The organism is Mesorhizobium sp. P3_B5, assembly GCF_056402815.1.
Map to the genome: position 1 here is coordinate 1 of NZ_JBFUGR010000021.1, position 24235 is coordinate 24235.

At 64.5% G+C, this 24235-nt stretch carries 22 protein-coding genes; 3 read left to right on the forward strand and 19 right to left on the reverse strand.

What is annotated here, in order from left to right; translation table 11 throughout:
- The 11 genes from AC1DVW_RS27940 to AC1DVW_RS27990 form a co-directional block, all read right to left on the reverse strand.
- On the reverse strand, positions 1-169 hold a 169-nt coding region (locus AC1DVW_RS27940; RefSeq protein WP_477327504.1), incomplete at its 3' end, for a helix-turn-helix domain-containing protein.
- A 91-nt stretch (positions 170-260) separates the two neighbouring features.
- Positions 261-1529 (reverse strand): low temperature requirement protein A, encoded by a 1269-nt coding sequence (locus AC1DVW_RS27945; RefSeq protein ID WP_477327432.1) that lies wholly within the window; start codon positions 1527-1529, stop codon positions 261-263.
- 115 nt (positions 1530-1644) lie between these two features.
- Complete coding sequence (locus AC1DVW_RS27950; protein ID WP_477327434.1) at positions 1645-2718, reverse strand: D-alanine--D-alanine ligase family protein; 1074 nt, start codon at positions 2716-2718, stop codon at positions 1645-1647.
- Between the two features lie 124 nt (positions 2719-2842).
- Positions 2843-3724 (reverse strand): SMP-30/gluconolactonase/LRE family protein, encoded by an 882-nt coding sequence (locus AC1DVW_RS27955; protein WP_477327436.1) that lies wholly within the window; start codon positions 3722-3724, stop codon positions 2843-2845.
- A complete protein-coding gene (locus tag AC1DVW_RS27960) occupies positions 3721-4362 on the reverse strand; it encodes a 2-dehydro-3-deoxy-6-phosphogalactonate aldolase (protein ID WP_477327438.1) in 642 nt (213 codons plus the stop codon). The genes AC1DVW_RS27955 and AC1DVW_RS27960 overlap by 4 nt, the downstream gene beginning before the upstream one ends.
- A gap of 40 nt (positions 4363-4402) precedes the next feature.
- On the reverse strand, positions 4403-5350 hold the full coding sequence (locus AC1DVW_RS27965; RefSeq protein ID WP_477327440.1) for a 2-dehydro-3-deoxygalactonokinase: 948 nt from the start codon (positions 5348-5350) through the stop codon (positions 4403-4405).
- Positions 5347-6114 carry an SDR family NAD(P)-dependent oxidoreductase gene (locus AC1DVW_RS27970; RefSeq protein ID WP_477327442.1) on the reverse strand — a complete coding sequence of 256 codons (768 nt, stop codon included), beginning with the start codon at positions 6112-6114 and terminating at the stop codon, positions 5347-5349. Before AC1DVW_RS27970 ends, AC1DVW_RS27965 begins: the two co-directional genes overlap by 4 nt.
- Positions 6115-6268: 154 nt before the next feature.
- Positions 6269-7618, reverse strand: coding sequence for a putative bifunctional diguanylate cyclase/phosphodiesterase (locus AC1DVW_RS27975; protein ID WP_477240406.1), 1350 nt, complete (start codon positions 7616-7618; stop codon positions 6269-6271).
- Between the two features lie 141 nt (positions 7619-7759).
- A complete protein-coding gene (locus AC1DVW_RS27980; RefSeq protein ID WP_477327444.1) occupies positions 7760-9577 on the reverse strand; it encodes a GtrA family protein in 1818 nt (605 codons plus the stop codon).
- 129 nt (positions 9578-9706) lie between these two features.
- Positions 9707-10105, reverse strand: coding sequence for a GtrA family protein (locus AC1DVW_RS27985; protein WP_477327446.1), 399 nt, complete (start codon positions 10103-10105; stop codon positions 9707-9709).
- Positions 10102-11349, reverse strand: a complete 1248-nt coding sequence (locus tag AC1DVW_RS27990) for a glycosyltransferase family 2 protein (protein ID WP_477327448.1) — start codon at positions 11347-11349, stop codon at positions 10102-10104. Before AC1DVW_RS27990 ends, AC1DVW_RS27985 begins: the two co-directional genes overlap by 4 nt.
- Positions 11350-11575: 226 nt before the next feature.
- Here AC1DVW_RS27990 and gshB point away from each other — a divergent pair, with 226 nt between their 5' ends.
- Positions 11576-12520 (forward strand): glutathione synthase, encoded by a 945-nt coding sequence (gene gshB / locus AC1DVW_RS27995; protein ID WP_477327450.1) that lies wholly within the window; start codon positions 11576-11578, stop codon positions 12518-12520.
- An 11-nt stretch (positions 12521-12531) separates the two neighbouring features.
- Here the strand turns inward: gshB and AC1DVW_RS28000 are convergent, their stop codons facing one another.
- A complete protein-coding gene (locus tag AC1DVW_RS28000) occupies positions 12532-12912 on the reverse strand; it encodes a cupin domain-containing protein (protein WP_477327452.1) in 381 nt (126 codons plus the stop codon).
- Between the two features lie 327 nt (positions 12913-13239).
- Positions 13240-14745 (reverse strand): Ig-like domain-containing protein, encoded by a 1506-nt coding sequence (locus tag AC1DVW_RS28005; RefSeq protein ID WP_477327454.1) that lies wholly within the window; start codon positions 14743-14745, stop codon positions 13240-13242.
- Between the two features lie 275 nt (positions 14746-15020).
- Here AC1DVW_RS28005 and AC1DVW_RS28010 point away from each other — a divergent pair, with 275 nt between their 5' ends.
- Positions 15021-16553: a YifB family Mg chelatase-like AAA ATPase gene (locus AC1DVW_RS28010; RefSeq protein ID WP_477327456.1), complete on the forward strand. Its 1533-nt coding sequence runs from the start codon at positions 15021-15023 to the stop codon at positions 16551-16553.
- A gap of 93 nt (positions 16554-16646) precedes the next feature.
- Positions 16647-17162 (forward strand): GNAT family N-acetyltransferase, encoded by a 516-nt coding sequence (locus AC1DVW_RS28015; protein WP_477327458.1) that lies wholly within the window; start codon positions 16647-16649, stop codon positions 17160-17162.
- Positions 17163-17213: 51 nt separating this feature from the next.
- On the opposite strand, the gene AC1DVW_RS28020 is transcribed toward AC1DVW_RS28015, so the two are convergent.
- The 6 genes from AC1DVW_RS28020 to AC1DVW_RS28045 form a co-directional block, all read right to left on the reverse strand.
- The gene (locus AC1DVW_RS28020; protein WP_477327460.1) at positions 17214-19388 is read right to left on the reverse strand and encodes a malate synthase G; all 2175 of its coding nucleotides are present in this window, start codon (positions 19386-19388) and stop codon (positions 17214-17216) included.
- A gap of 277 nt (positions 19389-19665) precedes the next feature.
- On the reverse strand, positions 19666-21693 hold the full coding sequence (locus AC1DVW_RS28025; RefSeq protein ID WP_477327461.1) for a hydantoinase/oxoprolinase N-terminal domain-containing protein: 2028 nt from the start codon (positions 21691-21693) through the stop codon (positions 19666-19668).
- Positions 21694-21864: 171 nt separating this feature from the next.
- A complete protein-coding gene (locus AC1DVW_RS28030) occupies positions 21865-22230 on the reverse strand; it encodes an endonuclease domain-containing protein (protein ID WP_477327463.1) in 366 nt (121 codons plus the stop codon).
- A gap of 115 nt (positions 22231-22345) precedes the next feature.
- Positions 22346-22648, reverse strand: coding sequence for a cupredoxin domain-containing protein (locus AC1DVW_RS28035; RefSeq protein WP_477240382.1), 303 nt, complete (start codon positions 22646-22648; stop codon positions 22346-22348).
- Between the two features lie 59 nt (positions 22649-22707).
- A complete protein-coding gene (locus AC1DVW_RS28040; protein ID WP_477327465.1) occupies positions 22708-23331 on the reverse strand; it encodes a CDGSH iron-sulfur domain-containing protein in 624 nt (207 codons plus the stop codon).
- Positions 23332-23636: 305 nt separating this feature from the next.
- Complete coding sequence (locus tag AC1DVW_RS28045) at positions 23637-24008, reverse strand: hypothetical protein (RefSeq protein ID WP_477327467.1); 372 nt, start codon at positions 24006-24008, stop codon at positions 23637-23639.
- Between the last annotated feature and the right edge of the window lie 227 nt (positions 24009-24235).

The window sequence follows — 24235 nt, forward strand, 5'->3', positions numbered from 1 at the left end:
CAAGGCTACTCATGTCAAGGCTACTCATGTCGCGCAACCGCTGCACCCACCTGATGACGGTGCTGATACCAACCCCATAGCGTGCCGAGGCCTGCCGTCGCGACAGCCCCTCCCGCTCAACCGACGCAACAACCCGTTCGCGAAGATCCATCGAGTAAGGCTTGCCCATCCATGCTGACCTCCTTGTCTCAGCAAGAAGGTTGAATCAGATTTGCACGCCTAAGGGAATCCTCGCCGATTCAGCCTCAATTCATCCCGCTCTAGTGCCGCGCCGATTGCTCATCTTTGGCCAGCACCTCCGCTTGATGGCGGTGTCCGAGCGTCTCATAGCCGACGACGGTGACGGCAGGCGCCAGTGTCAGGATGATGAGGCAAACCGCCATGTCGACACCGACAAGCGCGGCGATGATCGCAAGTGCTACAACCGCAGCCGTTCCCGCCAGCAGCCAGATGTGGAAGGGATCGAAGCGCTGGACGAGATAGTAGTAGAGCGCATAGATCACGGCGAGATAGATGCCTAGCGGAATTGCGGCCGAGAGCAGGGTCGCCACCGGGCCGATCTGGGCCTTGTGCTCGATGAAGTAGGCCGCGACATGCAGGCCGGCGCCGGTCGCGACGATGGCCGCGACGATCAGCATCTGGCCATAGCCCCAGACGAAGGCGCGGTTGCGGTGCGCATGGAGCACCGGCGCCGAGGGCAGCATGTAATAGACCCACCACATGCCGAAGGTGAGCCCCATGCCGGCGATGCCGACAAGGGCCGCATCGAGGTTCCAGCCTTGCTCCTCGACCACGGCCGACAAGGTCGCCAGCGTGCCGACGACGCCTTCGCCGAGCGCAATGATGGCGAACAGGCTGTAGCGCTCGGCCATGTGGTGAGCGTGCCAGGGCGTGCCGCCATCCTTACGCTCCGCAATCACTGGCCCGGCGAGTTCGATAGCAAGCAGGGCCGCACCGAACAGCAAGCTCGCCAGCACGGAGAAATCGGCCAGGATCTGCATCACCCAGCCGACCTGCGCCACCGCTATGGCCGTGGCATAGGTCAGGCAAGCGCGACGCCGGGCGGGATCCTGTCTCGCGGCGCGCAGCCACTGGAATATCATGGCGACGCGCATGATGACGTAGCCGAGCACCATGATGGAATTGTCGAGATGGCCGCCATGCTCGATCGAAGCGAACATGCGCGGCAGCCCGATCGCCAGCACCAGCACGCCGATCATCTGCACCATGGTGACGAGACGGAAAATCCAGTCGTCGGTGTCATAGGCCGAGGAGAACCAGGAGAAATTGATCCAGGCCCAGCAGATGGCGAAGCTGGCAAAAGCAAAGCCGAGCAAAGCGGCGGCGTAGTGGCCTTCGGCCAGCGCATGGGCGAGTTGGGAAGATGCGAGGCTGAAAGCAGTCACGAAGGTCAGGTCGAACAGAAGTTCGAGCGGGGTCGCGACACGATGCCCCTCATGCGGATCGCGCCCAGCCATGCGCCTGACATGATGGTGGAGGGTTTCGGGGCTGATGGGCGTGGTGTTCATCGCGCGGCCTTCGGCTTGAGGTCGTCAGCCGACACTAGAGGCGAGGCAGTGAGCGTCAAGGCGCGCCGCCAGAGCTGCAGGTCGCCAAAAAGCCTAACGGTTTCGGCTGTGCCTTTTATACGCGACTTTCCTGGCCAACCAGCCGGCTCGCGGCGGTCTCGGCCATCGCGTCCGCGAGGCTCATCCCCCATTGCGAGCGGCAATAGGCGCGAAAATCGAAGCAAGGCAGGCCGGGACAGACCTCGAATTCGATGAGATGGACACGATCGTCTGCCTCGACCCTGAGATCGATGGAAAACACATCGCGCAGGCCAAGCCCGCTGATCAGCCTCTCGGCAATGCGGCGGATTGTTGCGGCGGCGGCCGGCTGAGTGTCGGCGACCGGCAGCAGCACAGGCTCAGTGTAGTGTCCCGCCGCTCTGGCCGCCTCGCCTGTGTCGCCATAGAGCGCCAGGCTGTCCGCCATGGTCTGGAAATCGGCGCCTGAATCGACAAAAACGATGCCGAGCCCCTCGGCACCGGTGTCCGGTTTCAGGCCGAGGAAACTCGCGCGTACATTGCGGCCGGCGACATAGGGCTGCACGACGACGTCGTCGCGATAGGCGGCGAACACACGCCGGCTAAGTTCCAGCGCGTGGCCGAGATTGTGGCATCGCGAATCCGGCCAGATGCCGATCTTGGCGCCCAGCCGGTTCGGCTTGACGAACCAGCCGGCGGGAGCGGTCGGCGGCTCGGACAGCCAGTGACCGTCGCGGGCAAGGCCGGCCGGCGGCGCCGGCAGGCCAAGCGCGCCAAGCACGGCGCCGGAACGGAACTTATCCTGGCAGAGCGCAAACAGCGCATCGTCGGCGCCGATGGTTTTCAACCCGTTCAGCCTTGCCAAAGCAGGTGCTGCGCCACCGCGGAAATAGGCGATGCCGTCGGTCAACGTCCAGACCAGCGTGGTCTTCGGGTCCCCGTCGGCGAGTGCCTTCGCGGCATCGTCGAGGGCCACCGGCGCGAAGGACAGGCCGCGCTTCTGGCAGGCCGCGGCAAGCGCGTCGAACTCAGGCGCCAGATCGGTCGCCTGCGCCAGATAGGAGGCGATCTCCATGGCGCGCTCCGGCGCATGGCTGTCGGCGACCAGCCTGCTGAAGCAGGCTTTTTCCGGCTCGTAGACAAGGATCAGCTTCGGCTTGTGGCGCGGCATGGACTCTCCCGGCGATGTATATGGCTACCATCGCACGGTTGATACAATCGGCTTTCGCGAAACCGACCGTGCCGGGCGGTTGCGTGACAGCATCCGCATGGACGAGGAGCGCCGGTCGCCGGCGTCAGGCGATCAGCACACGCGGCTCGAAGCGGCCATTGACCTCGATATCGAGCAGGAAGGTCATGCCGCCCTGCGGGTCTAGCTTGCGTTGCTTGTCGTCCTTGCCCTTCCAGGCCGAGGTCACCGCCAGCCGGTTGGCCTTGGCGCCGACGAAGGCGGGGCAGGACGGCTGCGTCACCGGCATGGCGACCGAGCGCAGCAGCTTGCCGTCGGGGCCATAGGCTTCGATGACCTTGCCGCCCCAGACGGCGTTCCACAGCACGCCGTCGCGGTCGAGCACCGAGCCGTCGATATACCCCTTGGAAGCGCGATGGTCGACGAACACTTTCGGCTCGTCGGCCGGCAGGCCTGTCGCCGGATTGCAGGCGACGCGCATCAGCAGCCCGGTCGAGGTGTCTGTGTAATAGGCGATGGCGCCATCCCCGGTAAAGCAGATCGAGTTCGACACGGTGATGTCGCCAAACAGCTTGCGCACTTCGCCCTTGAAGAACCAGTAGATCGAGCCCGCACCTTTCTCCTCGCCCTTGCCCATCGTGCCGACCCAGAATGCCCCGCAAGGGTGGACGCGGGAATCATTGGAGCGGGTGAGCGGATTGTCGGCCTCGATGGCGGTGTGCAGCGTCAGCTTGCCGGTCGCCACGTCGCGCACGTGCAGGCCGGTCTCGGTGGCGATCAGCTGGCGCTGGTCGTCGATGATGGCGATGGCGCTGGCCATCTGGCCAAGTTCATGGACCTTCAGCGCACCACCGGAAAAGGGCTTTTCCAGAAGCTGACTGTTGACGATGTCGAACCAGAAGAGCGTATCGGTGGCGGGGTCGTAGCTTGGCCCCTCGCCAAGATGGCAGACATGGTCGGAGAAAACGGAAACGATGGTTTCGTTCATGAGCCCGCTCCGAAAGCTGCATCCCAGGCGGCCACGGCGGCGTGCGCCCGCGTCGCTACATCGTCAACACTCAAGCCTGGCTTGAACAGGCTGGAGCCGAGACCGAACACGCTGACGCCGGCCGCCTTGTAGCCGGCAAAGTCTTTTTCCGAAACGCCGCCGACGGCGCCGACCAGGGTCTGCGCCGGGAGCACCGCGCGCATCGCCGAAATGCCCGCCGCGCCGAGCACGCTTGCTGGAAAGAATTTCAGCGCCGAGGCGCCGAGCCGGATCGCCTGGAAGGCCTCCGTCGGCGTGAACACGCCGGGCATCGTCACCATGCCATGCTGCATGGCACGGCCCATGACTTCGGCATCTATGTTGGGGCTGACCAGCAGCCTGCCGCCGGCCGCGTGCAAGCCGTCGACATCGTCCGGCGTCAGCACGGTCCCCGCGCCGACCAGCGCCGTCTGGGGAAGCGCTGCGACGATGCTGGCGATCGACGCGAACGGCTGCGGCGAATTGAGCGGCACTTCGATGGCTTCGATGCCGGCTTCGAACAGCGCCCGGCCAACAGCCACCGCCTCCTCCGGCTTGAGGCCGCGCAGGATGGCGACCAGACCACGCCTGAGCTTTGGGAAAGGTGCGGTCCGGTTCATGCGATAACTCCGTTGCTGGCGGTCATGCCTTGTCGATCAGTCAAGTTCGGCCGATCATGCCATTTTCACGCGCGGCTTCGATCAGGCCGGCACGCACCGCCTCGTCCGCGTCGACGGCCCTTATGGCAAGTCCGGCCAGACCGAGCGCCTCAGCATAGAGCGTGCCCAGCGCGCCGGAGGCAACCAGCACGACCGGCGCGGTATTTGCGCCATAGCGGCGATTTGCCGAGGCGATCTCGCCGCCGATGAGCAGGCCGGAGAGACAGGCGGCGGCATCGTCGGGCTTCAGATCCTGCAGCAGGCCGGCGGCGCGGATGGAAAACAGTCTTGAGGTGACATCGCCACCCTCGGCCAGCGCCTTGCGGCACCAGTCCTGGAAAAACGGATTGTCCGATGTGACCGGCTTCGGCTGCTCGCCCAGTGAATGACGCAGGATCGAATGCGCGGCCAGCACCGAAAACAGTTCGCCGGTCGGCCAGGTGCCGAAACCGGCGACCGTGCCGTCCTCGACCAGCACCCATTTCGAATGCGTGCCCGGCATGCAGACGAGCTGGCGGCCCTTTGCCGGCAAACCAGCGCCGGCAAGCTGGGTTTCCTCGCCGCGCATGACATCCGGCGCGTCGATCTGGCGCTGGGCGAGCCCCGGCACGATACGGATGTCGCGATGCTGACCGGGAACTTTGGCAGCGCCGGCAAGGATGGCATTGAGCGGCGACGGCACGGTGACATAGGGCGCTTCGAGCCAGCCTTGGCGGGAGCCGGCCATGCCGCAGATGATGACAGGCAGCGCTTCGGGCGCACCCAGGGCCACCAGATGGCCTTCGAGAATTGTCGAAAAGCCCTTCTGTTGCGCGGTGATCAGCCCGTCATCGCCGCGGCGCTCGGCCAGAACCTTTCCGGCCTCGTCGACGAGCCAGACCCGCATGCGGGTGGTGCCCCAGTCGACGGCGGCGACAGCAGGCACCTTGCTTGCCGGAACCTGGCTCACAGGAAGCCTCCGTCTACGATCAGCATTTGCGCGGTCAGCATGCGCGAGGCATCCGACGCCAGGAACAGCACCGTTCCCACAATGTCTTCCGGCAGCATGACCTGCTTGATACACTGCTTGGCAACATGGGCGGCGAGCGCCTGTTCGGTCACCCAGAGCTCCTTCTGCCGCTCAGTGATGACCCAGCCGGGTGCGATGGCGTTGACGCGAATGCCATCCACGCCAAGCTTGCCGGCGAGGCCCTTGGTGAGGCCGAGGATGCCGGCCTTGGCGGCGGTGTAGGCCGGCATGTCGGGGTGGTTGATCAGGTAGGATGTCGAGGTGAAGTTGATGATCGACCCGCCGCCGGCCCGCCTCATCCCAGGCGCCACCGCTTGCGCGGTGAAGAAATGCGGCCGTAGATTGATGGCTTGGTTGTTGTCCCAGAACTCGACCGTCACGTCTTCGACGGCATGGCGTTCGTCCCACGCGGCATTGTTGACGAGCACGGTAACATCGCCATGCGCCGCAGCAGCGCTGGCGGCTGAAGCGCGCAGCGCTTCGACGTCGCGCAAATCGGTCTTGAAGTAGAGCGGCCGAAAGCCGGTCTCCTTTTCGACGCGATCGGCAAGTGCCGTGCTTGACCCGTCGGCGATGTCGATGAAGGCGACTTTCGCGCCCTGGCGAACGAAGCCTTCGGTCAACGCCGCGCCAATGCCGGAGCCGCCACCGGTGATCAGCACCGAGGCTCCCCTAAGGTCGGCAAAATCCGCCGATGGCATCATATCTGTTCTCTCCCAGCCTGATCGGCGCGCATCCTAGCCAGACACGTCGTGTGGGCAAGGGCGAAACGTCGGATTTGCGGGCATATGTCAGACAAAACGACAATGCGCCGCACCGGGCGTGCGGTGCGAATGCTGACGGCGTCGAGCTCGCCGGTCAGACTGCCTTGGCGTGCGAGGCGCCGCGATAGGAATCGCGGAGGTAGCCGAGCGTGGCGTCGGCATCGGCCGGCCTGCCGAACAGATAGCCCTGGCCACCGGCGCAGCCGAACTGGACGAGGCGGTCGGCCTGCGCTTCCTGTTCGATGCCTTCGGCGACCACGTCCATGCCGAGCCCCTCGCACATGGCGAGGATGGCGCGGATGATGTGTTCCGACGGCCGGTCGTCGAGGATGGAGGAGACGAAGGCGCGGTCGATCTTGAGCTTGTCGAAATGGAACTCGCGCAACCGTCCGAGCGAGGACTGGCCGGTGCCGAAATCATCGAGCGAGACGCGGATGCCGACGCGGCGCAGATCCTCGACGATCTTCTCGGCCGAGGCCGGGTCGTTCATCAGGCCGGTCTCGGTGATCTCGATCTCCAGCCGGCGGGGGTCGAAACCGCTGCGGTCGAGGATGGCCAATATGTGCAGGCCGGTGTTCTGGTCGACGAGCTGCGAGGGCGACAGGTTGAAGGACAGGAACAGGTCCTTCGGCCAGCTGCGCGCGGCTTCGGTCGCCTTGCGCAGCACCAGCTGCGACAGCGGGCCGATGATGCCGCGCTCCTCGGCGATGGGGATGAAGACCGTCGGCGGCACCGAGCCGAGGTCGCGATCGGTCCAGCGCGCCAGCGTCTCGAAGCCGATGGTGCGGCGGGTGTTCAAATCGACGATGGGCTGAAAATGCGGCTCGACCTCGCCGGCGGAGACGGCGCGGCGCAGCGCCTGCTCGATGCGGGTGACGCGCTTGGCGGCTTCCTCCATCTCGCGGGTGTAGACGACAACCCGGCCGCGGCCCGAACGCTTGGCATGATAGAGAGCCGTTTCGGCCTTGTTGACCAGAATTTCCGTGGTTTCGTCGCCCGAATAGAACAGCGAGCAGCCAACCGAGGCCGAAAGCCTGGCGGTGCGTTCGCCGACATCATAGGGCGCCGAAAGGATCTCGATCAGCATGCGCGACTTTTCAGCCGCGGCGTCTTCTGAGAACACCATCGGATAAAGGAAGGCGAATTCGTCGGCGCCGATGCGACAGACGGTGGAATAGCTGTCCATCGAGGCGCGCAGCCGCATCGCCACCTGGATCAGGATATCGTCGCCGGCTTTGTGTCCGAACAGGTCGTTGATCGGCTTGAAGCCATCAAGATCGAGAATGCCGACGGTGAACGGCGCCGGGTCCTCGGACCGATCGCTGATCAGCCGGTCGACCTTGTCGAAGAAGCGGCGGTGATTGCCAAGTCCGGTCAACGGATCCGTGAAGGCCTGATCCGAGCTTTCCCTGCTTGCCTGCCCGGTGCCAAACGTCGTTTGCATCGGTGTCCCTGTTTTGAATTTCGGAATTTATATCCAGACTGGCAGCAAACCCTTTAGGAAACGTATCGCGAAATCGATTTTTTTCGTCGAAAAGGGCCGCCTATGGCATGAAATGTCCGCCCCTTTTCAGGGACGGATGCCTCAGGCACCTTGCCGGACACGATAGAGTTCGACGGGGGCTCCCTTGGTCTCCATTACCGGCTCGAGCCATTCCGGCACATTGTCGTGCATCAGCCCGGCGAGAAAACCTTGCGGCGCCCTGGCGGCGAGAAGCTCGCTTTCCGGGCTGCCGCGGCACAGCGCCACCAGGCCGACATGGTGCGCCGCCACGATTGTCCTCGCGTCAGCGGCCGATCCCAGGAAGGCATCGAGCGCAAGCAGGTCGCCGGCGATGTTGCGATGATAGGGTCCGGCGAAGACGCGATGGCCGGAATAGGCCAGGATCGGCGAGCCAAGGTTGGAAACGGCGAGCACGGTGGTGTCGGGTTGCCTGGCAAGTGGTGCAAAGGATGCCTTGCTCTCGCAGGCGGTATCGGTGGTGCCGTCCTTGGCCGCCACCGTGCTGCCCTCGAAGGCTACCGACGTCGCCGCCGCCGCGCCGACCCAGACAACATTCACCGACGCCAGCCAGACAGCGGCCATGCGCAGCGAAACGCTTCGCGAGGGGCTGGTTCTGGCGCGTTCGCGCCATGTGGCGACCCATGCCGACAGCGGGATGACGGCAAAGGCGAGGGAGAAGCTCGAACCGCGCACCTGCCAGGCGCTAACGATGAACGCCACAACAAGCAGCGTGCCGACGAGGCTGTCCTGCCGCCGCCAGGGTCCGCGCCGGAGCCGAAGCGCCATCAGGGCGATCGCCAGCAGCGGCGTGACATAGCGCGCCACCACCCGAGCCGGATCATAGACGACGAGTTTGTACAGCGACTGCGCCTCGTCGATGTGGTCGAGCCACAATTCCTTGAGGCGCGGATCGAGGTTCGCATAGGGAGCTGCCAGGCATTGCGGGAACAGTGCCGCCACGACAGCGGCCAACACTACGGCAAGCAGGCCGAGCGAGATCAGCCGACGACGATGCGTGCGGCTGGCCGCCTCGACCGAAACGATGGTCGCAAGGCCGGTTCCGGCGAATGCCGCGACGACGAACTGCACGGTCGAGAAGGCATCGCATTGCGCCTGGCCCCAGGCCGATGGCGCAATGGTGGTGACGAACACCAGCGCCGAGACGCCGGCAAGGCCGATGCCGAAATCCCGGGCGATCCGCCATTCGCCGCCTAGGTCGACGAAAAACAATATCGCCATGCAGGCGCCGATGGTGGCGACATAGGGAGCGGTCTCCATGCCGACGGCCAGCGTCAGCGCCGCGCACAGGCCCGAAAACAGTGCCGCCCACCGCCGTGCGGGTGCCTCGAGCAGCAAGCTCAGGCTGGCCATGGTCAGCGTCAGCTGGACATTGTGATGATCGAGCGCGCCCGGCGAAAAGACGCCGATGAAATGCAGCGCCGCGGCGCCGATGACGATAGCAGGCAGCATGGCACCTTTACCGGCGAAGCTGCGGGCGGCGCGGGCGGTGTAAAACACCGCCACACAGAAGAGCAGCGCCGGCCACAACACTTGCACGACGTTTTCGGCGACTGCCATGCTGCCGGTCAGAGCCGACACGGCAAGGATGATGGTGGCGATCGGCGCATCGACCAGCCGCGACCAGTGCATGACGAAGCCGCCTTCAAGCCCCATCCTGTATTGATGCAGATCGAACCAGCCCTGGCCGGCCAGCATGTCGCGCACCTCGACCATGCGCAGCAGGCTGTCATTATCGCCGCCGGCATTGCTCAGTTCGGGGAAGCCGGCAAAGGCGTTGATGGCCAATGCCACCAGCGTGGCGAGCAGCGCCAGCATGAGGTCGGTTCGCCAGGCGCGCGCATCCCCTTTGGAAAGCATCGCGGTGCGGGCAATGGTCATGGGGATGGGCTTTCGGCCTGTGTTGATCGGCGCAGGCTAGCGGTGGTCGCTTCACAAAGTGTAAAGCCGGTCGCAAAAATCACCGTGTTTGAGCATGATCTTTCCGAAAACCGGCTTCGGGATCAGGCTCTAATCGCGCACCGGAAACACCCAGAGCGACGACAGAACGTAGCTCACCGTGCTGGCCGCGACTGTCGTCAGCGCCGACATGGCAAGCGGCGACATGCCGAAACGCGCGACCGCGACATGCGACACCAGGCCCGAAAACTGCGCGCATCCGACCTGCAGCGCAAGATAGCGCGGCATGGCGCGGGCGTGATCGTGCTGGCCGCCGAAGGTCCAGCCGCGCTGTGCGCCATAGGCTACAACGAAGGCGATCGCATAGGCGATGAGACTGCCGACGAAAGGCGAAAGGCCCAGCGAAACCAGCAGCCACGACAGAGTGAACAGCAGCAATGCGGCCGCGACGCCGACGGTCACAAACCGGAACAGGCGCGTCTGCACAAAGGCTGGCAGCGCTTCGTTCATGCTTCGCGCGCCGGCTGACCATCGGCTGGCAATTCACCAGACTGGCCGGCTTTCAGCCGCTTGACCGGTATTTCCAGGACGCCAAGCAGGAACGCCGAGAAGAAGGCCTGGAATGAGATGACGATCAGGCTGAGGCTGAGCACGACGATGCGCGGGATTTCCGAATCGTTGAGCGGGCCGAAGCCGAGATGCGCCCAGCGCGCCACGGCATAGAAGAAGAACAGTGCGCCGCCGGCAAAGCAGATACCGGCATTGGCGGCCAGACGGTCGGTGCTGATGGTTCTGGCCAGCCAGCCGGAACGGTGGCTTGGCGGCAGAATGCCGGTGATCTCGGCATAATAGCGCGAAATGGCGCCGAAAGTGATGAGCTGGACGCCGGTGACGACCATGAAACAGGCGGCGACGAAGGTGTTGAGGTCGAGCGACAGATTGTCGATCACCCGCAGCGGTCCGAACACCAGCAGTGCCGCAAACAGGAGGCCAAGGCCACCGAGCACCGCGCCCGGGATGAAGAACATCCAGCGCGGATTGTAGACCAGCAGGAACTTCAGATGCCGCCAGCCGTCACGCCAGGTCCTGAGATGCGGCGGCCGGCTGCGGCCGTCCGGCTTCAGCGTGGTCGGCACCTCCTCGATGCGCAGGCCGGCCAGCGCGCCGCGCACCACCATCTCCGAGGCGAATTCCATGCCTGTCGTCTGCAGGTCGAGCTTGCGAATGCTCTCGGCGTTGAAGCCGCGCAGGCCGCAATGGAAATCGCCGGTCTTGATGCGGAAGAACAGACGGCCGACAAAGCTCAGCACCGGATTGCCGAGATAGCGGTGCAGCGGCGGCATGGCGCCGGGCTCGATGCCACCCTGGAAACGGTTGCCCATGACCAGGTCGGCGCCGTCGCGCAACCGCGCCACGAAGGCCTCCAGCGCGCCGAAATCATAGCTGTCGTCGGCATCGCCCATGATGATGAAGCGGCCCTTGGCGGCGGCGATGCCGCCGAGCAGGGCCGCGCCATAGCCCTTCTGGGGCACGGGCACGACACGGGCGCCGATCGCGGCGGCGATGTCCTGCGAGCCGTCGCTGCTGCCATTGTCGGCGATCAGCACCTCGCCGGAGATCCCTGATTTGTCCAGAAAGGCCTTCGCCTTGCCGATGCAGACGGCGAGCGTCTCGGCCTCGTTGAGGCACGGCATGAGGATGGTGAGTTCGAGTTCCCTGGCCGAGGCGGCGCGGATGGCGGTGACGGCGTTCATGGTCGTTGTTCCATCGAGGGCCCTGCGCAGACGCATCTCCGGCGGGCAATTCGGCGCTTACCCTTGCACGGCAAGGCTTAAGAAAACGATGACGCGCAGCCTCGCCTTGTCTTCAACTGGCCGGTTGCGGCGCGCTGATGCCAATCTTCAAAATGTGGCGATTGGCAGACGCACGGCGAGGCTGTACAGGCAAGACAGTCGCCCATCGCGCTGCCGGAGACCTGCCATGAAGTTGAAAATCGCCGTCCAGATGGACCATATCTCGACCGTCTCGATCGCCGGCGATACGTCTTTCGCGCTGTCGCTGGAGGCGCAGCGGCGCGGCCACCAATTGTTCCATTACACGCCCGACCGGCTGTCGCTGCGCGACGGCAAGGTGTTCGCCCGCATCGAGGAGATGCAGGTGCGCGACGAGAAGGGTAGTCACTACACGCTGGGCGACAAGGCGCGCACGGATCTCGCCGAAATGGACGTCATCCTGCTGCGCCAGGATCCGCCCTTCGACATGAACTACATCACCACGACGCATATTCTCGAGCGCATTCATCCCAAGACATTGGTGGTCAACGACCCGGCCTGGGTGCGCAACAGCCCGGAAAAGATTTTCGTCACCGAGTTTTCCGACCTGATGCCGGACACGCTGATCACCAAGGACCCGGCTGAAGTCGCCGCCTTCCGCAAGGAATTCGGCGACATCATCGTCAAGCCGCTCTACGGCAATGGCGGCGCCGGTATCTTCCATCTGCACGAGGCTGACCGCAACCTTGCCTCGCTGCTCGAAATGTTCGGCCAGATGTTCCGCGAGCCCTATATCGTGCAGCGTTATCTCAAGGACGTGCGCAAGGGCGACAAGCGCATCATCCTGATCGACGGCGAGCCGGTGGGCGCTATCAACCGGGTGCCGGCCGAGCATGATTCGCGATCCAACATGCATGTCGGCGGCCGCGCCGAAAAGACCGAGCTGACGGCGCGCGAGCGCGAGATCTGCGCCCGCATCGGGCCGTCGCTTAAAGAACGCGGTTTTATCCTGGTCGGCATCGACGTCATTGGTGACTACATGACCGAGATCAACGTGACCTCGCCGACCGGCGTGCGCGAGGTCAAGCGCTTTGGCGGCGCCGATATTGCCAGCCTGTTCTGGGACGCGGTCGAGGACAAGCGGAGAAATTAGCAGCCCGTACCCTACGCCGGTTTGGCATACTGCTCGGCGCTCATGACTTCGATGCACACGAACCGCTCGTTGCCTTCCACCCAGGCATCGTGACCGGGCGGAATTGTATAGGACGTGCCCTGCTCGAACGTTTTCTGGGTGCCGTCATTCATTTTGACGGTGATGGTTCCGGACACGACGTAGCCGACATGCGAGACCTGACAGCTGTCCGTCTTGACGACCGGCTTTACACATTCGGACCATTTCCATCCTGGCTCCATATTGAGCCGCCCGAGCGTAAAACCGGGAAGCCGCACCACTTCGACGCGTGTCTTGTTGGGCGAGCGAACTTCATCCGGGTTGTTGTGAGACTTGGATGCCAATTTCGTGACGTTCATTGCACCTTCGGCCATGTCATCCTCCCTACGCTTGACGCGGAGCCTGACGCTGCGATTGTCGGAACCGCGGCCGGATTCATATCACGTTCGGAGCCAATACATCAGCGACTGCTACAATAATGACGCCTACCCCTTGCGTCTGACACCTCAGTTCGGCGCGCAGCCTTCGAGGCGCGAGGGCGCTAGGCGATTGTGGTAGATCGGCCACCAAAAGGCGTAGCCGCCTTTTGTGAAATCACGGTTGGTTCTTCAAACGGACGCCGCGCGTTTCCATACATTAGGCGGCGCTTAAGCTGCCGGAGAATAGCCGGCGCAGGGCGCTGCATTGCCGCCCCACAGCGTCTAGATCACGAAGAAATCGTCCGCGGTAAGCCATGTGCCCGGACTTACGGCGGCGAACTTGACGGCCGCCGCGCCGCCCGCCCCGTCCACGTCGAACAGCAGATCGCCTGTCGCGTCGTCGTAAATGATGTGGTCGCTGTCATCGATGGCCGTCTTGCCGATCGCGAAGACCGCGCCGAAAAGCGGGCCGGCCGACAGCCCGACGAATACGGAGCTGTCCAGCCGGAACACATCATCTTGCGCATTGAAGTCGGCGATGCTGTCGTAATTCGCCGGTCCAAGCGCGTCGAACACGAAGACATCCCTGCCGGCGTCGCCGGCCAGCCGGTCGCGGCCGACACCGCCATTGAGGATGTCGTCGCCAGCGCCGCCCCGCAGGTCGTCGGAGCCGGCGCCGCCATCGAGGAAATCGTCGCCCGCGTCACCGCGAATGCCGTCGGTGCCCGCACCGCCGCTGATCTCGTCATTGCCGGCGTCGCCCTTCAGCCAGTCGGTCCCCGCGCCGCCGATGATCGTGTCGGCGCCGGCACCGCCGAACAGCTGGTCGTGGCCGGCACCACCGTCGAGTGTATCGTTGAACGAGGTGCCGGTGATGCGGTCGCCACCACCCAGCCCGTCGAGGATCACCGCACGATCGTAGTTTCCATAGCTCACGATGTTCGTGGCGTCGGTCAGCGTGATGGATTCGGCCGGTGGTGTGACCGTGATCGTGATCGTCGCCACATTGCTGTTGCCCTGGCCGTCCGTGGCGTAGACCGTAAAGCTGTCGGTGCCGACGAAGCCGGCCTCGGGCGTGTAGTCGAACAAATTTCCGCTCAGAAAGTCTGTGTGATAATGCAGGCTGGTGCCGACGTGGCCTTGGTGAAACGGGTAGTAGTTGCCGTCGAAACGCGTGCTCTGCTCAAAACTGCCGTGATCCGGTCCGTCCAGGACGACAAAGCTCAAGAGATCGTAGTCGGCATCGGCCACGCTGAATTTGACGTCGTCGAGAAATTGCCCCTGCGAAACCGACACATTCAGATTGGCGGCCGTGGGCGCATGATTGACGAAGGTGTCGGGCTGAAGCGTACCGTCTTCCAGGATGATCTGATGCAGGCCGTACTGCGTGTTTTCGCCGCCGAAATAGTCGTTCGCCCCGATCCATGTCACCGTGAGGGTGTCTGGGCTGGCGGCGTTGACCGAGACGATCCGGGCCGACAGGAAGGCCGCCTGGTCGGACACGGTGCGGATGAAATTGCCTTCATTGTCGAAGACCTGCGTTTCCACCGTCGTCCAGGTCTCGGTCCTGCCCTCATGGGTGAAGCTGGTGATGGTAAAGAAGCCTTCGAAGACATCGACCGAAGCCAGATCGATCCCACCGAACGGGAAATCCGGCTTTGCCCCTATCGGTCCGATGACATCGCCGTCGGTTTCCGCAATGCTGAAAAGGACCGCGTCAGGGCTTGGATTGGGATTGTCGGGTTCTTTCCATACGGTGAGTTCACTGCCATTGCTTAAGGTCGGCATCCTTGTCTTCCTCGCCTTTGCGCCTGGACGCGCTACGGATGTCCCCCGATTCCAACATAACATGGTATGCGCGCCGGATCGGTGACAAACCCCTTCGCCTTTCTCCATGTGGTTAATTCTGGCTTGGACGGAGACAGTTCTATGGAGTTCTGCGCACTGCCTATGTTCCTGTAATGTTCTTGATCAATTCAGAAATCTGTGCTTGTCTTGTCTGACGTCGCTCACGGCCTGATTGCACTGGCTTAGAGCGAGTCAGATCCGGGGGCAGAGCAAAGATGGTGGCGCGGGTTCGCACGGTCGCTTTCCAGGGCATCGAGGCCGTGCCGGTCGATGTCCAGGTGATGATCGCGCCGGGCAAGGTCAACATGCATATCGTCGGCCTGGCCGACAAGGCGGTGGCCGAAAGCCGCGAGCGGGTGCAGGCCGCACTGCATGCGTCCGGCCTGTCGATGCCGTCGAAGAAGGTCACTGTCAATCTGGCGCCGGCCGATCTGCCCAAGGAAGGCAGCCACTACGATCTGCCGATCGCGCTCGGCCTGATGGCGGCGCTAGGCGCCATTCCGGGCGACATGCTGGCCGGCTATGTCGTGCTTGGCGAATTGTCGCTCGACGGCACCATCGCAGCTGTTGCCGGCGCGCTGCCGGCGGCGATCGGCGCCAATGCCGAGGGGAAAGGCCTGATCTGCCCGTTCGGCTGCGGCCCGGAGGCGGCCTGGGCCGGCAAGGATTTCGACATATTGGCGCCGCGCAGCCTGATTGCGATTGCCAACCATTTTCGCGGCACGCAGGTGCTGTCGCGGCCGGAGGCCGGCATCCACGCCTCGGCGCGCGACCTGCCCGACCTCTCCGACATCAAGGGCCAGGAGAGCTCCAAGCGGGCGCTGGAAGTGGCGGCGGCCGGTGGCCACAATCTGCTGATGGTTGGCCCTCCAGGCTCAGGCAAATCGATGTTGGCGCAGCGGCTGCCGTCGATCCTGCCGCCACTGGCGCCGAAGGAATTGCTCGAAGTCTCGATGATCGCCTCGGTGGCGGGAGAACTCGGCGAGGGCAAGCTGACCGACCGGCGGCCGTTCCGCGCCCCGCATCATTCGGCCTCGATGGCGGCGATGGTCGGCGGCGGCTTGAGGGCGCGGCCGGGCGAAGTGTCGCTTGCCCATCACGGCGTGCTGTTCCTCGACGAGTTTCCCGAATTCACGCCGCAGACGCTGGATGCGCTGCGCCAGCCGCTGGAGACCGGCGACTGCATGATCGCGCGCGCCAACCACCGCGTCACCTATCCGGCGCGCATCCAGCTGGTGGCGGCGATGAACCCGTGCCGCTGCGGCATGGCCGGCGAGCCCGGCTATCGCTGCCTGCGCGGCGAGCGCTGCCGCACCGACTACCAGGCGCGCATTTCCGGCCCGCTGCTCGACCGCATCGATCTCCGCATCGAGGTGCCGGCGGTCTCGGCCAGCGATCTGATCCGGCCGGACCGGGCGGAGAAGAGTGCTGCCGTGGCGCTGCGCGTCGCCCGCGCCCGCACCATCCAGCGCGAACGCTTTGAGCGCCTGGGCGCTACCCTCGCCACCACCAATGCACACTGCTCGCCTTCCGTCATCGAGGAGATCGCGATGCCGGATGCAGCCGGCCTGTCACTGCTCAGGGATGCCAGCGAAAAACTCGGCTTTTCCGCGCGGGCCTACCACCGTGTGCTGAAGGTGGCGCGCACGCTGGCCGACCTCGAAGCCAGCGAAACGGTCGGCCGCATTCATCTGGCCGAGGCGATTTCCTATCGCATGATGTCGGAGCGCGTGGCGCAGGCGGCGTAGACTCCTGCCGGCCGCTGGACGTACGATTGCAAGACGTTGGGGTTTCGCGCCTGACGGTCGTCGCAGCGATGTAATCAACCGAGGGCTTGGGGGATGATTTCGGTTTCGCCGGCGCGTAGCGCTGAAGACTTCGAGACCTTGGCAGGGCTCTGCCGCAAGCTTGCGCAATGGGATGTCGACGCTTCGGCGCCCCATGGTGTCTCGGCGGAGGATGTGAGAGCGCTCTTTCATCCGGAAACAAGCGGCCATCTGCTGGCGGCGACGTTCGACGCGCCGGATGCCGTGGCCTTCATTGCGCGATCGGAGGGCCTGCCGGCGGGCTGCCTCGCCTTCGACCCGTTCGACGACAAGAGGGTGGAGCTTCATCGGTTCTTTGTCGATGAAGCGTTCCGCGGAAAGGGGATCGGCCGAGCCCTGATGGGAACTGTGTTGGCGGAGATCGAGAAGGGGCGCAGCCGGACCGTGCTGATCCACACCACCTTCTACATGACAAATGCCATCGCCGTGTACGAGTCGTTCGGCTTCAGGTCTTGCCCGCCCTTTCGCGAAACCCCGGAGCATGTCAGGCATACCGACATCTTCATGTCGCGCTCGATCTCGCCTGCATGAGGCGAGAAGCCATGGGGGATTCCGCCATCGGAGATTGCCTCGGGAGGCCGTCTATGCGGCACCCTGCTGCGCCTTCAGCTCCAGCCGCCGCGCGTGCAACACCGGCTCCGTATAGCCATTCGGCTGGACACTGCCCTTGAACACCAGGTCGCAGGCGGCCTGGAAGGCGACGGAGTTGTCGAAGTCGGGCGCCATTGGGCGGTAGTGGGGATCGCCGACATTCTGGCGGTCGACGATGGCCGCCATGCGCTGCAGGGAATCCATCACCTGGATGCGCGAGCAGACGGCGTGGCGCAGCCAGTTGGCGATGTGCTGCGAGGAGATGCGCAACGTGGCGCGATCCTCCATCAGGCCGACATCGTTGATATCAGGCACTTTCGAACAGCCGACGCCTTCCTCGATCCAGCGCACGACATAGCCCAGAATGCCTTGCGAATTGTTGTCGAGTTCGCGCTGGATTTCGTCCGGCGTCCAGTTCGGACGCACCACCACCGGCACCGACAAGATGTCGTCGAGCTTGGCCTTGGGCCGGCTCTTCAGCGCCGCTTGCACCGCATAGACATCTACCTTGTGATAGTGGGTGGCGTGCAGCGTTGCAGCCGTCGGCGACGGCACCCAGGCGGTGTTGGCACCGGCCTTGGGATGCGCGATCTTCTGTTCCAGCATCGCCGCCATCAGATCGGGCATCGCCCACATGCCCTTGCCGATCTGGGCGTGGCCGGCCAGCCCGCATTCCAGCCCGGTGTCGACATTCCAGGCCTCGTAGGCGGAGATCCAGGCGGCCTGCTTCATGTCGCCCTTGCGCAGCATCGGGCCGGCTTCCATCGAGGTGTGGATCTCGTCGCCGGTGCGGTCGAGAAAACCGGTGTTGATGAAGACGACCCGGTCTTGTGCCGCGCGGATTGCCTCCTTGAGGTTGACGGTGGTGCGCCGCTCCTCGTCCATGATGCCCATCTTGATGGTGTTTTTCGGCATGCCGAGCAAAGCCTCGACACGGTCGAAGATCTCGACGGCGAAGGCGACTTCCTCGGGGCCATGCATCTTGGGCTTCACCACATACATCGAGCCGGCGCGGGAGTTCTTGCGGCGGCCATTCGGGCCGACATCGTGCAGCGCGATCAGCGCCGTCATCGCCGCATCCATGATGCCTTCCGGCACCTCGTTGCCGTCGCGGTCTGTGATCGCCGGATTGGTCATGAGGTGACCGACATTGCGCACCAGCATCAGCGAGCGGCCGGGCAAGGTCAGCAGGCCGCCATTGGGCGCGGTGTAGGACCGGTCGGGATTGAGCTTTCGAGTAAAGGTCTTGGCCCCTTTGGTGATCTCTTCGGCCAGATCGCCCTTCATCAGGCCGAGCCAGTTGCGGTAGACCACGACCTTGTCGTCAGCATCCACCGCGGCAACCGAATCCTCGCAGTCCTGGATGGTGGTCAGTGCCGATTCCAGCACGACATCGGCGATGCCGGCCGGATCGGTGCGGCCGATCTGGTTGGCGCGGTCGATCAGGATTTCGATGTGCAGGCCGTTCTTGACCAGCAGGATGGTTTCAGGGTTTTCGGCGTCGCCGCGATAGCCGGCAAACTGTTTGGGGTCGGCCAGCGTGGTGCCGCCGGCGCCGGCGCCGAGCCGCAAGGTGGCGCCCGAGACGGTCAAACCGTTGACGCCGGCCCATTTGCCCAGAGTGAGCGGCGCCGACTCGTCGAGGAAATTCTTGGCCCAGGCGACAACCTTGGCGCCGCGCGCCGGGTTGAAGCTCTTGCCCTTCTCGGCGCCGCCGGTCTCGGGAATGGCATCGGTGCCGTAGAGCGCATCATAGAGCGAACCCCAGCGCGCATTGGCGGCATTCAGCGCATAGCGCGCATTCATCACCGGCACCACCAGCTGCGGCCCGGCGACGACGGCGATTTCCGGGTCGACATTGTCGGTCGCGACGGAGAAGGCTGGCCCTTCGGGGACGAGATAACCGATCTCCTTCAGGAAGGCCTTGTAGGCCTCCATGTCGACTGGCGCGCCATTGTCGCGGTACCAGCGGTCGATCTGTTCCTGGATGGCATCGCGTTTGGCGAGCAGCGCCCGGTTCTTCGGGGCGAGATCATGGACGATGGACGAGAAACCGCTCCAGAAAGCGTCGGCCGCAATGCCGGTGCCGGGCAGCGCTTCGTTGACGACAAAGTCATGAAGCGCGCGGGCAATCTGCAATCCGGCGATCTCGATGCGATCGGTCATCAGGGCTTCTCCAGATGAAAGGCTTTGCGGCCTTTGGCATGTCAGGGATGAAGGGTCAATTCAGCTTAGGGTGAAGGCGGGGATTTTGGGCGGTTGGCGAAGGCGGTGGCGACAGCGTCCTTCGCCCCGTTTACGGGGAGAAGATGGCGGCAGCCAGATGAGGGGCGGCGCGGCGTTTGTTGGATGCGCGGTACCGCGAAACCGCATTGGCTGGCGCTGCCCCTCATCCGCCCTTCGGGCACCTTCTCCCCGTGAAACGGGGAGAAGGAAGAGGCGCTCAAACCGCAATCCTTGGCCGGCCCGATGCGACCGCCACCACATGCGCTTCGATGAACATGCGCTGGGCTTCGACGGTGGAGACGCGGAATTCGGTGGCGACTTCGATCTCGGCGCTGTCAGTGCCGGCATCTTTCGCGCGCAGGGCGACGATGGCGCGGACGTCGGCTTCGGCCGCCGCGATCGCTTTCCCTTCGTCGGTGAAATCGCGCACGGTTTCGCCCGAGGCGAGGCGAAACAGGCCTTCCTGGGGCTGGCTGACCCGCGCCTCCGCCGAAACCCTGACCTGGCCGACGACGGCGCCGAGCGCGTTGGCGACATCGGTGTCTTCGGGCACCACGCAGTCATTGCCGACCAGTTCGGCCAAGCCGGCATAGTGCAGCGGCGCCGAGGCGCCGAGGCCGATGACCGGGCGGTCGAGCGCGACGGTCAGCCGAGCAATGCCAGGATGCGAGTCGACGGCGCGCTGCACCAGCGCATGCGCGACGGTGGCCGCGCCATCCAGCCCATCCTCGGCAAAGGCGGTTTCGAGGATGACTTCGGCCGACAGGCGCGTCAGCGTGGTCAGTACCCGTTCGGAGATGGCCTCCGGCGAGGCGGCAATGGATTGCCCGCGGCCGTCGCGCTTGCGGGCGAAGAGTTCAGCGCCGAGACGGGCCGTGACCGGGTCCCAGTTGGCCTGCTTGCCCAGTACATGGGCGGCGTCCGATGGGGTAAAGCCGGCGACATGCACCAGCCCACGCGACACCAGCCGGTTCAAGGTGGCGTTCTGGGCGTTGGAGATCAGCAATTTGTCGACGGCGAGCGGCACGGCGCCGATCAGCTCGTATAGTTTTGCCTCGGCGCCGGTGAGGCCTGCCGCCAGCCGGTCAGGCACGCCGGTGCGCACCGCCAGGCGGCCATCCATGCGGCCGGGATTCGGCGCGCGCAGCTGGCGTTCGAGCTCCGACGTCACCGCCGCGCCATGCACCATGCCGGCCAGCGCCAGCGGCACCAGGCGGCGCGGACCGAGCAGGATTTTTGGGTTGAGCGCGCCATCCTCCAGCGCCACTTCGGAATCGCCGCCGAGGCCAAAGGTGCGCATGGCCACCGCCTCGACCATGGTGCGGAAGCCACCGACGGTGGCGCCTTCCGGATCGAGCCGCGGGCGACCGCCATCGAGCACGGCAACGTCGGTGGTGGTGCCGCCAATGTCGGAGACCACGGCATTGTCCAGCCCGGTCATGTGGCGGGCGCCAACGAGGCTGGCGGCCGGACCCGACAGAATGGTCTCGATCGGCCGCTGGCGGGCAAACGCCGCCGAAACCAGCGCGCCATCGCCGCGCACCACCATCAGGGGCGCGACGATCTTGCGGGCGTCCAAAAATCCTTCGGTCGCCGCCACCAGCCGGTCGATCATCGAGATCAGCCTGGCGTTGAGCAGCGTCGTCAGCGCCCGGCGCGGACCGCCGAGCTTGGCCGACAGCTCATGGCTGGCGGTGACCGGCAGTCCGGTCTTTTCGCGGATCAGGTCGCGGGCAGCGAGTTCATGCGCCGGATTGCGGGTGGCAAAATAGGCGCAGACGGCGAAGCCCGACACCGAGGCGCCGAGTTCCGGCAAGGCCGCTTCCAGCCCGGACAGATCGAGCTTGGCCGCATTGCCGTGCACATCATGGCCGCCTGGGCAAAAAATCACCGGGTCGGTGCCGAGCGCCGCCTTCAGCCCGTCGCGGGCAAGGTCGCCCTCGGCAAAACCGATCATCACCAGCGCGACGCGCCCACCCTGGCCCTCGACCAGCGCGTTGGTGGCGAGCGTCGTCGACATCGACACCAGTTTGATCGCGGCCGGGTCGGTGCCGGCCTTGTGCAGGACCGCATCGACCGCGCCGGAGATGCCGACGGCGAGATCATGCCGCGTGGTCAGCGCCTTGGCCTTGGCCAGCACCTTGCCGTGCGGCCCCTCGGCTTCCGACCACAGCACCGCATCGGTGTAGGTGCCGCCGGTGTCGATGCCGAGGAACAGGGGAAGGGGTTTTGGCTTGGCGGTCATAAAGGTGGCGGTCCGGGAAAGAAGGGTTGCTGCGAAGCCCTTAGCCGATACCGCCCGAAGGATAAAGCAGCGAGCGCTGGGCCAAGGGAGGAGTTCGCAATCTCCCCCCTCGTGGGGGAGATGGCCGGCAGGCCAGAGGGGGGCGCGAAGGATCGCCCACTTTGCCACGACCTAAGGCGCACCTCCGAGCCCGGCCACAATCACAATATGCTGGCAGACATTGTCGATGTCGCGGAGGACGTCGTCGTTCCAGAAGCGCAGAACGGTCCAGCCATCCTGTTCCTGACGCCCTGTCCTTGCTTCATCGCCGGCGACGGCTTCCGCATGCTGGGAGCCGTCGACCTCAACGACGAGTTTCTTTTCCGGGCACGCGAAGTCGACAATATAGCCGGCGATCGGAAATTGCCGCCGGAAGCCAAGCCCCATCAGCCGATGCGCGCGAAGCTCGTTCCAGAGCTTCAGTTCGGCATCGGTCATGACCTTGCGCATCGATCTGGCGTTTGCGCGATGTTTTGGTGGCAATGGCGTGTGGGGCATTTCGATGCTCGGTGGTTGGGGAGGTTGGCGCTCTAGGCGCCCCCCTCTGTCCGGCCGGACATCTCCCCCACGAGGGGGGAGATTGGCAGCTTCGGCCTCAGCGGAAGAGACCACCTTATTTCGCCGTGACCGTGCCCTTCATCGAGCTGTGGATCGCGCAATGGAAGGGGTGTGCGCCGGCGGCTGCTATCTTGACCTTGGCGCTCTTGCCGGTGGCGAGATGGCCGGTGTCGAAGGAGCCGTCGAGCGCGGTGGCGGTGTGCGTCATGGAGTCGGCATTGGTGAAGGTGATCGTGTCGCCGACGGCGGCCGAGATTTTCGACGGGCTGAATTTCATGCCCTTGATCTGGACCGCATGATTGGCGGCGTAGGCGGGCATGGCAAAGGCAAGCAGTGCAAGAACGAGCATGGTGCGCATGATGGATTTCCTCCCGAGCGCTAGACCCTCATCCTACACTAACGCTGGCGCACGGCCTTTCATGCCACGAAGCCGATCTTTTTATGCGTGTTGTCACAAAACGGCTTGTTGGCCGAATGGCCGCAGCGGCAGAGGAAAACCCGGCGCGTGCGGTCGATGGTGTGGCCGGTGCCGGTGACGATTTCGACATTGCCTTCGAGCTTGAGCGAGCCATTGGTCGTCGGCGTGATGGTGAGCGGGCCGTCCCTCGCCTCCAGCGCCGGCGTGTCCTTCAGCGGCGGCTCGCCGGTGGCGGCGAAGCCGGCCTTGATATGGCTGTTGTCACAGAATGGCTTATTTTCAGAGGCGCCGCAGCGGCAGAGCGTGGCGCGGTAGAAGGTCTCGCCGTTGAGCACGATCTCGGCATGCACGGCGAGCGGGCCGTTTTCCCGCAGCCGCACGGTGTTGACCACCGGCGGCTTTTCCTGCGGCCCGCCATCCTTGCGGACATAGGTGATGGCGCCCGACGGGCAGCTTTCGGCGATGGCCACCACTTTTTCGACACTGGCCGCATCGGGGTGGATCCACTCGCCCGGCGCGTTGGGCACGAACACATGCGGGTTGCCCAGCACGCAATTGCGCGAATGGATGCAGCGTTTGCCGGAAAAGCCGACGTCGATCTTGTCGCTTTCAACCACTGCCATCGCCGCGCTCCTGTTTTTCTCCGGCAGGCTATGGCTGTCGCCCGAGTGGCGTCAAGCTGACCGAGAGGCTGGGGCGCCTACGACGCCCTTTGAGATTGGCGAAGGCCGCGATGACGGCCAATCTCCCCCCTCGTGGGGGAGATGTCCGGCAGGACAGAGGGGGGCGCGAAGGATCGTGGCCCCTGGTGTCTTCTAAACAGGCAAAATTATCGACGGCAGGGCTTCCAAACGTTGAGAACGTCGGCGGGACAGTGCCCCCCTCTGGCCTGCCGGCCATCTCCCCCACATGGGGGGAGATCGGCAGCTCAAGGCGTCAGTTCGATTTCCTCGGTCTCGCCGCCATTGCAGGTGTAGCAGCAGTCGTCGCATTTTTCCTTGTTGCCGGGGCCGACGCCCCAATAGGTTTCCTCGTCGCCATCGACCCAGGCGCCGTAGCAGATCGACTCGCCCTCGTCGCAGGACAGCGGGATCTGCTTGGTCTCGCCGTCGTCGAGATAGAAATCCTTGCCGTCGCCTGGCCAGACATAGTCGCGGTCCTGGCTGTAGAGCTCAAGGCGCATGGCGTTGGGGTGGCTGTTCTTGACGGCGAAGGTGATGTCGGCGGCGTGTGCGGCCGGCGCAAACAGCGCGGCAAGCGAGAGTGCGACAACGATGCGGCGCTTGGATGTGAAAGACATGAAACCCCCTGGGATGAGAATCGGCCCCCCGGCCGCTGGGGGAATCATTGCATGATGTGCGGAGGGGCGGAAGGGAGGATCGGGATGATGCGGTCCTGATTTGTGAGTGAGGCGATGGGTGCGCTTGCAACGTTTGCGATCTAGCGAAGGCCAAGGTGACGGCCAATCTCCCCCCGTGTGGGGGAGATGTCCGGCAGGACAGAGGGGGGCGCTGTCCCTCCAGCGTC

Coding starts and splice junctions, on each gene's coding strand:
- AC1DVW_RS27945 (WP_477327432.1), bottom strand. CDS start 1,529: ATGAACACCACGCCCATCAGCCCCGAAACCCTCCACCATCATGTCAGG.
- AC1DVW_RS27950 (WP_477327434.1), bottom strand. CDS start 2,718: ATGCCGCGCCACAAGCCGAAGCTGATCCTTGTCTACGAGCCGGAAAAA.
- AC1DVW_RS27955 (WP_477327436.1), bottom strand. CDS start 3,724: ATGAACGAAACCATCGTTTCCGTTTTCTCCGACCATGTCTGCCATCTT.
- AC1DVW_RS27960 (WP_477327438.1), bottom strand. CDS start 4,362: ATGAACCGGACCGCACCTTTCCCAAAGCTCAGGCGTGGTCTGGTCGCC.
- AC1DVW_RS27970 (WP_477327442.1), bottom strand. CDS start 6,114: ATGATGCCATCGGCGGATTTTGCCGACCTTAGGGGAGCCTCGGTGCTG.
- AC1DVW_RS27975 (WP_477240406.1), bottom strand. CDS start 7,618: ATGCAAACGACGTTTGGCACCGGGCAGGCAAGCAGGGAAAGCTCGGAT.
- AC1DVW_RS27980 (WP_477327444.1), bottom strand. CDS start 9,577: ATGACCATTGCCCGCACCGCGATGCTTTCCAAAGGGGATGCGCGCGCC.
- AC1DVW_RS27985 (WP_477327446.1), bottom strand. CDS start 10,105: ATGAACGAAGCGCTGCCAGCCTTTGTGCAGACGCGCCTGTTCCGGTTT.
- AC1DVW_RS27990 (WP_477327448.1), bottom strand. CDS start 11,349: ATGAACGCCGTCACCGCCATCCGCGCCGCCTCGGCCAGGGAACTCGAA.
- gshB (WP_477327450.1), top strand. CDS start 11,576: ATGAAGTTGAAAATCGCCGTCCAGATGGACCATATCTCGACCGTCTCG.
- AC1DVW_RS28000 (WP_477327452.1), bottom strand. CDS start 12,912: ATGGCCGAAGGTGCAATGAACGTCACGAAATTGGCATCCAAGTCTCAC.
- AC1DVW_RS28005 (WP_477327454.1), bottom strand. CDS start 14,745: ATGCCGACCTTAAGCAATGGCAGTGAACTCACCGTATGGAAAGAACCC.
- AC1DVW_RS28010 (WP_477327456.1), top strand. CDS start 15,021: ATGGTGGCGCGGGTTCGCACGGTCGCTTTCCAGGGCATCGAGGCCGTG.
- AC1DVW_RS28015 (WP_477327458.1), top strand. CDS start 16,647: ATGATTTCGGTTTCGCCGGCGCGTAGCGCTGAAGACTTCGAGACCTTG.
- AC1DVW_RS28020 (WP_477327460.1), bottom strand. CDS start 19,388: ATGACCGATCGCATCGAGATCGCCGGATTGCAGATTGCCCGCGCGCTT.
- AC1DVW_RS28025 (WP_477327461.1), bottom strand. CDS start 21,693: ATGACCGCCAAGCCAAAACCCCTTCCCCTGTTCCTCGGCATCGACACC.
- AC1DVW_RS28030 (WP_477327463.1), bottom strand. CDS start 22,230: ATGCCCCACACGCCATTGCCACCAAAACATCGCGCAAACGCCAGATCG.
- AC1DVW_RS28035 (WP_477240382.1), bottom strand. CDS start 22,648: ATGCGCACCATGCTCGTTCTTGCACTGCTTGCCTTTGCCATGCCCGCC.
- AC1DVW_RS28040 (WP_477327465.1), bottom strand. CDS start 23,331: ATGGCAGTGGTTGAAAGCGACAAGATCGACGTCGGCTTTTCCGGCAAA.
- AC1DVW_RS28045 (WP_477327467.1), bottom strand. CDS start 24,008: ATGTCTTTCACATCCAAGCGCCGCATCGTTGTCGCACTCTCGCTTGCC.